The organism is Novosphingobium resinovorum, from assembly GCF_036352595.1.
Lineage (GTDB): Bacteria > Pseudomonadota > Alphaproteobacteria > Sphingomonadales > Sphingomonadaceae > Novosphingobium > Novosphingobium resinovorum_B.
The window spans coordinates 95109-105867 of sequence record NZ_JAZFAX010000016.1; the positions used below are offsets into that span (position 1 = coordinate 95109).

Here is a 10759-nt window from a genome sequence, read left to right on the forward strand (position 1 = left end):
CAGGCCTTGCCTGTCGCCGCCTCGTTTGCGAAAGCGGCCTTCACTCCAGCGCAGGACAACGCCATGCAGCCGCCAGTCGTGAAGCCAACCCCGATCGCAGGCGCGCGCGTGCTGTTCGTGATGGCGACCGAGCACGAATATGGAGCCCACCTCAAGGCGCGCATGACGCCGCTGGTCACCGGCGTCGGCCCGGTGGAGGCGGCGATCGGCACCGCGACGTGCCTGCAGCATTTGCAGGCGGGCGGAGAACGGGTCGATCTCGTCGTTTCGCTCGGTTCGGCGGGATCGCGGCGGTGTCCGGTGGGATCGGTGCACCAGATCGACAGCGTGTCCTGGCGCGACATGGACGCCTCGCGGATCGGCTTCGCCAAGGGGGTCACGCCGTTCGCCGATTTCCCGGCGGTCATGCCGCTGCCGGCGCTGCTGCCCGGCCTGTCATGCGCCTCGCTGTCGACCGGCGCGGATATCGTCGGCGGCGAGGACTATGCGCGGATCGATGCCGACCTGGTCGATATGGAGACTTACGCCGTGCTGCGCGCGTGCCAGCGGATGGGCGTGCCGATGATCGGCCTGCGCGGCGTATCGGACGGGCCCGGCGAACTCGATGGCCTGTCGGGGTGGACGCAATTGCTGGCCTTCCTGGACGAGCGGCTTGCCGAGGCCGTCGATGACCTGTTCGCCGTTCTGTCAGCGGAGCCTGCGCCGGAAGGGCTGACTTTCCCGCCGATCCCGCGCGCCTAGCGCCGCACGTCGCCGCCGCTGGCGGAGAACGCCTCCAGTTCGCCCGGCCCGACGAGGCACATGTCGCCGGGCACCGTGTGCTTGAGCACGGTATACGCCAGACCCGCCTGCGCGGTGGCGATGAGATCCGCGCCCTGCAGCCACTTGTGCAGCACGCCCGCCGCGAAGGCGTCTCCGGTGCCGATGCGATCGACGATGCCGGTGACATCGACTTCGCTGGTCTGGTGCGCCCCGTCCCGCGCGTCGAGACGTGCGGCGATACGGTGATGGCCGGAGTTCACGACATGCCGCGCGGTCGAGGCGATCAGTTGCAGCTTCGGGAAAGCCTCGAAGGCCGCCAGCGCCGCCTCGCGCCGCCGGTCGGAGCCGTCGCCGGAGAATGCCTTGCCCAGCAGCAGCGAGATATCCCGGTGATTGCCGATCATGACCGTCGCCGACTGCATGAGGTCGGTCAGCACGCTGCGGGGATCACTGTCCCATGCATCCCACAGCAGCGCGCGGTAATTGCCATCGAAACATATGGGTACGCCGGCGACATCGGCCCCAGCGACGGCGGCTTGCGCAAGCGCGACGCCTCCAGGGCCGAGCGCCGGCGTGATGCCCGACAGGTGGAGCAGTCGGGCTCCCTCGAGAGCAGACGCGAAGTCGAACTGGTTCGCGGAGGAGGCCGCGAACACAGAGCCCGCGCGATCGTAGGTGATCGACGAAGGCCGAAGACCCGCCCCGCTCTCGAGGAAATAGAGGCCCATGCGGCCGGAATCGCGCCCCACATACGTGGTGTCGATCCCGGCGGCGCCAAGGGCCGCGCGCGCCTTGTCGCCCAGCGGGCTCGACGGCAGGCGCGTCAGCATCTTCACGTCATGGCCCAGCGAGGCGAGCCCCGCCGCGACGTTGGCCTCGGCCCCGCCGACGACCATGTCCAGCGCATCGCACTGCACCGTCAGCCGCGCGGCCGGGGTGGCGAAGCGCAGCAGCACTTCGCCGAAAGTAACGACATGGCCGGTAATGTCAGGTGCTCCTTGCCTGGAGGATTCAAAGCCACTCGTCATTGCGAGCGGAGCGAAGCAATCCAGCGTCGTGTAGACCGCCCTGGATTGCTTCGCTCCGCTCGCAATGACGGAAGGCGGGCATCAGATCTTCGCGCTCATCAGGAATCGCTCGCGGCTTTCCTGTGCCTTGCGCCTCAGTTCGGAAATCTCGCGCTCCTCGGTCGCGTCGAGCATCGAGCCGAGCAGGCGCTGGAAGTGCTGGCGCATGGCCAGGCGCGCGCCCTGCGGATCGTGGCTGCGCAGCGCCTCGACGACGGCGGCGTGCTCGTCTTGCCGGGTCATGCCGTCGTGGTGGCAGACGCTGGCATGGGTGTGCTTCACTTCGGGCAGTTCGGTGCGCAGCCGCCACAGCGTGCGGATGACATGGGTGATCGCTCCATTGCCCGAGGCCGAGGCGATCGTCATGTGGAACTCGCGGTCGATCTCGGTCGAACGCTCGTCGTCCTCCTCCACCGCCATCGCCGCGAGCAGTTCGTCGAGCTTGGCCAGCGTCTCGTCCGAGATCACCGGGGCGGCCAGCGCCGCCGCCTCGGATTCGAACAGCGAGCGCGCCTCGGTCAGTTCCAGCGCGCTGACCTTGGGCAGGGTATCGTCGTTGCGTTCGTCGCGCTCGGACACGTAGATGCCCGAGCCGGTCTTGATCTTCAGCACGCCCACCGCCTGCAGCGCGATCGCCGCCTCGCGGATGGTGACGCGGCTGACGTTGAAGCGCTCCGCCAGCTCGCGCTCGCCGGGCAGGCGCGTTCCCGGCGGGAACACGCCTTCGTCGATCAAGGCCACGATCCGGTCGGCAATGCCCTGGAACAACCTGTCAGCCATGGTGTGTCATCTTTCTCATCGTCACACCCATTACATAGCGTTCATGCCAAAACGACGCAATTGTCCGACCAATCTTGCGGCCGCCCTGGATTGCCGCGCCCCTGCGGGCCTCACAATGACGACCGGGATTGGCGTACTTCGCCCCATTCGTCCCCCTGAGGAAGGGCAATCCTTCACGGCGCGATCTGGCTGCGCAGTTCGGGCACCGCGCGGGCGAGATCGCGCGCCACCAGCGCCGCGAAGACTTCCGCGCCGGCATCGCCGATGTGGGTATAATCGAACTTGCGCACGAACTGTCCGCGCGGGCCGTTCGGGACGGTGGGCACCGGCGGCAGGCGGGCGTCCTCGGCCGCGCGCGGCTTCAGCGTCGTGCCCGCGCGGGCGGCGGCGAGTTCGGCTTCGCTCGGGCCGGTCTGCGCCAGCGCCGTCGAGGCCTCCGGGCCGAGCTGCTGGACGGCGGCGGCGCTCGATGCGTTGAGGTCCACCAGCGGCACCTTCAGCGCGGCGGCGACCTCGCGCACTTTGGCGCTCCACGGCTCCAGCGTGTTGTTGAGCTTGCCCTTCACGAACTCGCGGCGGGTGAGCGGGGTCACCAGCACCGGGATCGCCCTGGCGGCGCGGACCTCCTCGACCATGCGGCGCAGGTTGTCCGGAAACTCCTTGTCCATCTCGGTCCAGCGCTCGGCGACCGAGGACTGGTCGTTGTGGGCGAACTGGATCAGCACGTACGTCGCGCGGTAGCCGGGCACTTTCGCCTCGGCCATGGCATTGGCCCACGAGCCTTCCTGCCGGTACGAGCGGGTCGAGCGGCCGCCGCGCCCGAGGTTGAGGCAGGCGACCGAGGACTTGACGTGGTGCGCGCAGAAGATCGAGGCCCAGCCGCTCATCGCCGCCATCGTGGAATCGCCGACGAGGATGACTTTGTAGACGCTGATCGGCGCGGCATCGGTGCGCACGGTGCGGCCCTTGCTGGTGCCGCCGTCCGCCGTGGGCTGGCCGTCCTGCGCCATGGCGGGAGAAACGAGCAGCGCCGCTGTTGCGGCTGCTGCGAAAAGTGCCTTTCGGGTCATCCTCATAAACTCCCTTACGAGAAGAACAGGCCGCCATTGATGTCGAGGTTCACGCCGGTCAGAAACGCGGCGTCTTCCGACAGCAGGAAGCCGATGGTGGTGGCGACTTCGTCCGGGTGGCCTTCGCGGCGCAGCGGGGTGTTGTTCGCGGTGGCGGCGCGCCCCTCGGGCTTGGAGAAGATATCGTGGAAGCTGGTGCCGATCAGGCCCGGGCACACGGCATTCACGCGCACGCCCTGCGGACCCAGTTCCTTGGCCCAGCCGCGCGTCAGCGTCATCAGCGCGCCCTTGGACGTCGCATAGACGGTCGCGCCCGGTCCGCCGCCGTCGCGGCCCGCGAGCGAGGCGACGTTGACGATCGCGCTGCCCTTGCCGAGATGCGGCAGCGCCGCCTTGGTGACGAGGAACGCCGACTTGAGGTTGAGGTCCATGACGTGGTCGAAGAACGCCTCGTCCATCTCGGCCAGCGTCTTGCGCGCGACCATGCCGCCCGCGAGGTTCACCACGAAGTCGATGCGGTCCCCGAAGGCTTCGGTAGTGGCGGCGACGAGGCCCGCAACGGCTTGCGCGTCGGCGACGTCGGCCTGGTGGATGATCGCCTTGCCGCCCTGCGAGGTGATCTCCTCCAGCGTGCGCTCGGCTTCCTCGCGGTTGCTGCGGTAGTTGATGACGACGCTGGCGCCTTCGCGCGCGAGATATTGCGACACCGACTTGCCGATGTCACGCCCGCCGCCGGTGACGATGGCGACCTTGTCCTTGAAACGCATGGGAATTGCCCTTTGATCTAGCTGTTGGGGGAGGAGAGAGGTTCGATCCGGCGGCCGAGCAGCCAGATGCAGAGGAGAGACGCGGGCACCAGCGCGGCGGCCAGTGCGAAGATCGGGGCGTAGCTGGTCTTCGTCATCACCGGCACGAGCCAGGTGGTGACGAGCGTTCCGGCCACCGCCGCCGTGCCGCCGAGACCAGCGAGAGAGCCCACGGTGCCGCCCGCGAAGTAGTCCGCAGGCAGCGTCTGGATGTTGTTGATCGCCATCTGGAAGCCGAACAGGATCACCGCGATCAGCAGCACCGCATAGAGCGGCGAGCCCGCGTGCATCGTCAGGAGCAGCGGCGGCAGCATGATGACCCCGCCCGCCGTGATCGCGGTCTTGCGGGCGAAGTTGACGCTTTTCCCGCGTGCGATCAGCGCGCCCGAAAGCCAGCCGCCAGTCAGGCTCCCCGCCATCGCGCCGACGAAGGGCACCCAGGCGAACAGGCCGATCTGCTGGACGTCGAAGCCGAAAGTCTCGGCCAGGTAGATCGGCAGCCACGAGACGAACAGCCACCAGACGGGATCGAGGAAGAAGCGCGAGAGGATGATCGCCCAGCTCTGGGGGTGGCGCAGCATCTCGGCCCAGCCCGGCGCGTAGCCCAGCGGCGTGGCGGCCTGCGCCTCGGCGGTGCCCATGATATGGTCGCGCTCGGCCTTGGTCAGCCAGGGATTGGCGTCGGGGTCGGCGCGGTAGAGCAGCAGCCAGGGCACCAGCCACAGGAAGCCGAGCACGCCGATGAGCAGGAACGTCGTGCGCCAGCCGAAGGCGGTGAACAGCAGCGCCACCAGCGGCGCCGAGACGATCGCGCCAAGCGAGGCACCCGCATTGAACACGCCCTGCGCCAGCGCGCGTTCCTTCTGCGGGAACCACAGCGCATTGGCCTTGGCCGCGCCCGGCCAGTTGCCCGCCTCGCTCACCCCCAGCGTCACCCGCAGCACTGCCAGCAGGCCGAGCGAGCGGACCACCGAATGCAGGCCGATGGAGAGCGACCAGAACAGGATCGAGACCGCGAAGCCCAGCCGGGTGCCGATCACGTCGAACACTTTGCCGAACGCCGACTGCCCGAAGGCATAGGCCAGCATGAACACCGTCACCAGCAGCGCGTAGTCGGACTTGTCGGCGCCGATCTCCTTGGAGACCGCAGGCCACATCACCGCCAGCGCATTGCGGTCGATATAGTTGATGACGGTGGCCAGCGCGATCAGCGCGATGACCATCCAGCGCAGGTTCTTCACCGGGATTTCTCCTGCGGAATTGCGAAGCGGCCGACCGCGCCCTTCCAGCCTTGCGCCTTGCCGCCGATCTGCGCCGAGTGGCTCTTGGCCGCGTCCGTATCGTCGGCGATGGCGAGGACCACCGAGGGGCCTTTGCGGAAGGTGATCGTCACCAGATCGATGTCGCCCTGCCGCTCGTGCGTGAGGCTGCGCACCGCGCTTTCGCTGCCGGTGGTGGTCTCCGCCGAGGCGTCGTAGCGGCCATGCGGTTCGAGCAGGCTGACGAAAGCCGCGTCCTTCGCGCCGTCGAGGCGCTGGAGGATGAACGGCTCGCGCCGCAAGTTGAAGCGCGGGTCGCCCGCGCCGCTCTCGCCCAGGATCATCGTCACGCCCGGCGTGGCGACGCGGTAGGAGTAGAACCGCCCGTCCTCGATCCACGTCACGACGCCGTTCTGGGCCGCCGGCTTGCCCGTCGCATCGACCCAGAGGTGCTGGTAGCCGTTGGCCTTGCCCAGCACCGGGCGCGTCGTCACGTTCGACTGCAGCGGGAAGCCGGTGTCGATCAACTGCCCGGCATAATGCAGCGGCAGGTCATAGCGCGCCGCCTTGCCGCCCGTCACCTTGAGCAGATCGACGACCAGCGGGCTCTTGGCGCCCTCAACCGGCACCTGCAGCAGCGCGCGGCGGAAGGTGACGCCCGGGTATGCCCCCGCCATCTCGGCGATCGAGCCGCGCACGGTCCCCTCGCCTGCGAACCACAGCTGGCGCGGAGAGAGCGTTTCGCCGCGCTTCCAGTCGGCGCCGAAGTGGCTGGTCTCGTCCACGACGAGCGTATTGTGCGCCACCGTCTGCGCCGCCCAGCTGACGTTTTCGGGCAGGTAGCGGCCGCCGTCCTTGGCTTCGATGTTGAGGAAGCGCGCGGCACCGTAGTCGGTCACCACCGCCTGCCCGTTATCGTAGAGAATCCAGTTCAGCTTGTCGAAATGGCCGTGGCCCATGCCCTGCGCGGTGTTCTTGACCGCGAGCACCTGATCCTTGGGCCCCGCCCCATCGCGCAGGATCGCGATGCCGCCGTGGTCCCCGTCCGGCCCGTCGCGCAGCAGCATCGAGGCGAAGGGAAAGGGCCTGGACTTGCCGGCGGCAAGATCTCTGGCAACATCCAGGCCCTGGGGGGTGAGCACGGTACGACCCTGCCACTGCGCGATCGATAGCAGCGCCGGGTCATGCGTCTTGCCGTAACCGATCGCGACTGCCTGATAGAGTTCCTCGGTCTTGAGGCTCTTGTCGGGCATCGCGTCGTTGAAGGGGAAGAAATAGCCGTCGTACGTGGTCTGGATCGCCGAACGGATCGCCTTCAGGATCACCCCGTCGCGATATTCGAAGATGTGCCGCTGCGGCTCGTTGGCATCGACCGCCGCCGCGAAGATCACGAAAGGCTGCAGCGCATAGCGCTGATAGTACGGCCCCTCGGCATAATACCCGTCGGGCGAGAACAGCAGGTCGAGCTGGCGCAGGAACCCGGCCTTGCCGCTCTTGTCGAGGCCCTTCAGCGCCTGCTCGACCATGTTCGGATCGCGCAGCACGTAGCCGGTCATGCCGACCCCGGCATTGGCCCAGGTCGCATGGTTGTGGATGCGGTCGAAGACCTTGGGCGATCCGGTCGAGAGGAACTGCGCCATCTTGCGAAACACGTTGTCGTCGATCGTCTTGCGGTCGGCCGGGCTCAGCGCATCGCGCACCGCGTCATAGCCCTGAATGCCGTAGACAAGCCAGACGGAGTCGTTCAGGCTCTGCCAGAACAAGCGCCCGGCCGCCTCGTTCTTCGCCGCCGGGTGCGGCCCGAGCGTGGGATAGAGCTTCGCGTAAGCCAGCAGCATGTCGCGCGCGTAATCGACATAGCGCTTGTCGCCGGTCACCCGGTAGAGCAGCCCGGCGCCGTAAAGCGCGGTGTAGTTGCGCTTGTGCTGTTCGTGGCTGGCCCCGCCGCCCGCGTCCTTCGGCACCGGAACGTTGATGCCGTTCTTCATCTCGGTATCGACGAGCTTGCGCACCCGCGCCAGCTCCTCGGCGAACAGTGGATAGCGCTGCGCTTGCGCGCCAAGACCCGAGAGCGCGGCGGCATCGGTCAGCACCGGATGCGCATCATCGACCGGCGCGGCATGCGCGGTGAGCGGCGTCATCGCGATCAGCGCGACGCCCAGAAGCAGATTGCGACCGATCACGAAGCGTCTCCGCTCATGATGTTGCCGGAAACCTGCACGCGCGGCGCGCCTTGCGGGTAGAGTTGGGTCACTTGAGGCTCCGAGGTCTGGGCAAAGCGGTTGCCGGTGATGCGGGTCTCGGGCGCGCCGACGCTATTGGCGACCGCGATCAGCCCGGCACGGGCGAACATGTTGCCATCGATCAGCGCCGACTGCACGCCCGAGAGCGTCAGCAGCGCCGGGCCGCTCTGCGCCACCGCATTGCCGCGCACGATCACTTCGGGGCCGAATGTGCTCTCGTCCGTCCCGCCGCGCAGCACGCTGGCCAGCGCGCCGATCTGCGCAAAGCGCGAGCCGGTGATGGCGATGTGCTCGGCAGCGTAGTAGCCCTTGGTGCCGGTCTCGGCGGCGGCGTCGAGCACGGTGCCCGACAGGCCCGCGACCGCCACCTTGTCGATCGTGATATCGTCGGCGAAGGTGCCCGGCGTGGTGGCGATGAGGTCGAAGTCCGGCGCGCCGTCGAGGCCGTTGAAGGCGGTGCCGACGATCTCCAGCGCGTAATTGGCGATGGTGGACTTCGCGGCGGTGCGGATCACGGCATTGCCGCTCTGGCGCGGGGCGGAGGCGCCCGTCACTGTCAGGCCCTCAAGCCGCAGGCGCCCGCCCTCCTCCAGCACGAAGAGGCTGGGCGCGGAAAAGGCGATCTCGGCGCTGGCGGGACCGGCAAGCGTCAGCGGCACCGAGACTCGCAAGGGCGCGGCAGCGGTGTATCGCCCGGCAGCCAGCCTGAGCACATCGCCCGGTTTCGCGGCAGCAACGGCGGCATCGAGGGCACCCGCCTGCACCGGCACCGAACGCCCCGAACCGAAGGCGACCACGCCATCGGCCTTGGCGTACCAGCTCGGCCCGACTTCGCCGAGCGTCACCGGTTTCAGGTCAGGCGGCGCGCCCAGCTTCGCAAGCGCCGGGTCGGTGGGATAGAGCAGTCCGTTGGCGGCGCGCTTCGTGGCGATCGTCGCCTTGCGCACGCCCGAAGCCAGCGCACCAGGCACCTCGCCCTGAGAGACGTTGCCGGTGAAGGTGATGCCGCCGACATCGCCGTCGAGCCGCAGTACCCCGCCGCCTTTGGCATCTGCACTGGCGGTAAACAGGTTGTCGCGGATCGTGCTGTCCACCGGCGGCGCGGTACGCTCGGCATCGGCGCCCGCGCCCAGCGTCACGCGCGCGACGTCGAACATCGAATTGCCCGCGACCACCGCGCCCGACACCTGATGGTAGCGCGCGAGCGAAGAGCCCGGCACGCCGTTCATCACCGCCAGCGCGCTGGTGAAGCTGATCCCGGCCAGCCCCTCCATGTAGTTGCCCCGCACCACCTGCCGCTCGTTGATGACGCGCACGCCGCCGGTATGGGGCTTGCCCTTGCCGAGGAAGACGTTGCGCTCGACCACGTTGCCGTTGCCGTGGCGCAGCACGATCGAGCCCTGCGACTGCAGGATCAGGTTGCCCCGCACCACGTTGGCACCAGACTTGATCGAGACGATCTCGACCTCGCCGTCGCAGCGGTCGAACACGTTGTCCTCGACCAGGTTGGCGCCGTCCGAAAGCGACTCGTCGCTGGTGCCCAGCCGGATCGTCTCGCCGCCGTTGGAGCCGAGCGGCGGGCGCGGGCCGAAGTAATTGTGGTCGATACGGTGGCGGTTCGCTTGCGGCTGCCCCTTGGGCCGGATCACCGCGAGGGTGACGCCGAGGTTGCCTTTGCCTGCGAACCAGCTGTGATCGACGCGGTTGTCGGTGCCGTAGAGCGAGACCCAGCGGTCCTCGGCGCGGCGGTCCGCCTTGTTGTAATGGTCCACCACGACTTCGGTGAGGCGCGAGTGGCTGGCGTACGTGCGCGCGTCGCGGCGAAAGCTGATGACTTCCGCCCCCGGCGCGGCACCGTCCCGGAAGACGAGGCCCGAGACGACGAGGTAGTTGCCCGCCATGCGCAGGCTGGAGGCGCCGGTGAGGATCGCCTTGCCTTTGGTCTGCGCGGTGAGCGTGATCGGCGCCTTCGCGGTGCCCTCGCCCTGCAGCAGCACGGGGAAGTCCTTCCACTCGCCATCGGCGAGGCGGATGACGTCCCCCGCCTTCGCGGCGGCGGCCGCGGCAAGATATTCCTTCTGGTCATGGACGAGCCAGTCGCGCGCCGATGCCGGAACGGATGTCGTCGCCAGGAGGATGCTGCTCCACAGGAGCTTGCGAGACGGTGCCATCGGGCCACTCTTCCACTTCATACCGGCCGTCAGTGAGGCCTTGAAAATTGGCATACTCTTATGCGGGCAAATGGGCAATATATGTTCATACCAAATTTCATGACAAATCACGAAGTCCGGTAGACCACCCGGCCTGCCGAGAGGCCCCGCCGCTTCCATCGCAAGCAGCGGGGCCCATGCGATCACGGCGCTTCGGCAGCGTCGATCACGCCGTTGCGATTGGCGTCGGCGCGATCGAACTTGGCGAGATCCTCGGCCTGAAGCTCGGCGGCGCTGACCACGCCGTCACCATCGGTGTCGAGGCGCTTGAGGCGGCGCTCGAACTGCGCCTGATCGACGGTGGTGCCGCGCTTCTCGGCGGCCTTGTCCATGAACGCCTTCAGCTCCTCCGGGCTGCCCTTGCCGTCGCCGTTGGTGTCGAGGTTGCGGAATTTCTTGGCCGAGGCGGCGATCGCCTGGTCGCGGGTCTGGCCGGCTTTCTGGGCCATGGCGCTGCCCCCCGCAAGAAGCGCGATGGTGGCCAGGGTAAAGGCTGCTGTCTTCATCTCTCACTCTCCTTTGTGCATCTGTGGTATCGTTAGGTGCCGTTCAGTGCCGCTCA

9 protein-coding genes are annotated in these 10759 nt (G+C 68.0%); 1 reads left to right on the forward strand and 8 read right to left on the reverse strand.

Annotated elements, in window-relative coordinates; translation table 11 throughout:
* The first annotated feature begins 63 nt into the window (after nt 1-63).
* Nucleotides 64-741 (forward strand): 5'-methylthioadenosine/S-adenosylhomocysteine nucleosidase, encoded by a 678-nt coding sequence (locus V2S85_RS15815; RefSeq protein ID WP_330703808.1) that lies wholly within the window; start codon nt 64-66, stop codon nt 739-741.
* On the opposite strand, the gene V2S85_RS15820 is transcribed toward V2S85_RS15815, so the two are convergent.
* The 8 genes from V2S85_RS15820 to V2S85_RS15855 form a co-directional block, all read right to left on the reverse strand.
* Nucleotides 738-1790, reverse strand: a complete 1053-nt coding sequence (locus V2S85_RS15820; RefSeq protein WP_330703809.1) for a sugar kinase — start codon at nt 1788-1790, stop codon at nt 738-740. The genes V2S85_RS15815 and V2S85_RS15820 overlap by 4 nt on opposite strands.
* Before the next feature lie 81 nt (nt 1791-1871).
* The gene (locus V2S85_RS15825; protein ID WP_330703810.1) at nt 1872-2609 is read right to left on the reverse strand and encodes a FadR/GntR family transcriptional regulator; all 738 of its coding nucleotides are present in this window, start codon (nt 2607-2609) and stop codon (nt 1872-1874) included.
* Between the two features lie 173 nt (nt 2610-2782).
* Complete coding sequence (locus tag V2S85_RS15830; protein ID WP_330703811.1) at nt 2783-3679, reverse strand: rhamnogalacturonan acetylesterase; 897 nt, start codon at nt 3677-3679, stop codon at nt 2783-2785.
* A 14-nt stretch (nt 3680-3693) separates the two neighbouring features.
* Nucleotides 3694-4446, reverse strand: coding sequence for a glucose 1-dehydrogenase (locus V2S85_RS15835; protein WP_330703812.1), 753 nt, complete (start codon nt 4444-4446; stop codon nt 3694-3696).
* Between the two features lie 17 nt (nt 4447-4463).
* Nucleotides 4464-5726 carry an MFS transporter gene (locus V2S85_RS15840; protein ID WP_330703813.1) on the reverse strand — a complete coding sequence of 421 codons (1263 nt, stop codon included), beginning with the start codon at nt 5724-5726 and terminating at the stop codon, nt 4464-4466.
* Nucleotides 5723-7927, reverse strand: a complete 2205-nt coding sequence (locus V2S85_RS15845; protein WP_330703814.1) for an alginate lyase family protein — start codon at nt 7925-7927, stop codon at nt 5723-5725. Before V2S85_RS15845 ends, V2S85_RS15840 begins: the two co-directional genes overlap by 4 nt.
* Nucleotides 7924-10158 (reverse strand): polysaccharide lyase 6 family protein, encoded by a 2235-nt coding sequence (locus V2S85_RS15850; RefSeq protein ID WP_330703815.1) that lies wholly within the window; start codon nt 10156-10158, stop codon nt 7924-7926. The genes V2S85_RS15845 and V2S85_RS15850 overlap by 4 nt, the downstream gene beginning before the upstream one ends.
* Before the next feature lie 182 nt (nt 10159-10340).
* Nucleotides 10341-10703 carry an EF-hand domain-containing protein gene (locus V2S85_RS15855; RefSeq protein ID WP_330703816.1) on the reverse strand — a complete coding sequence of 121 codons (363 nt, stop codon included), beginning with the start codon at nt 10701-10703 and terminating at the stop codon, nt 10341-10343.
* Between the last annotated feature and the right edge of the window lie 56 nt (nt 10704-10759).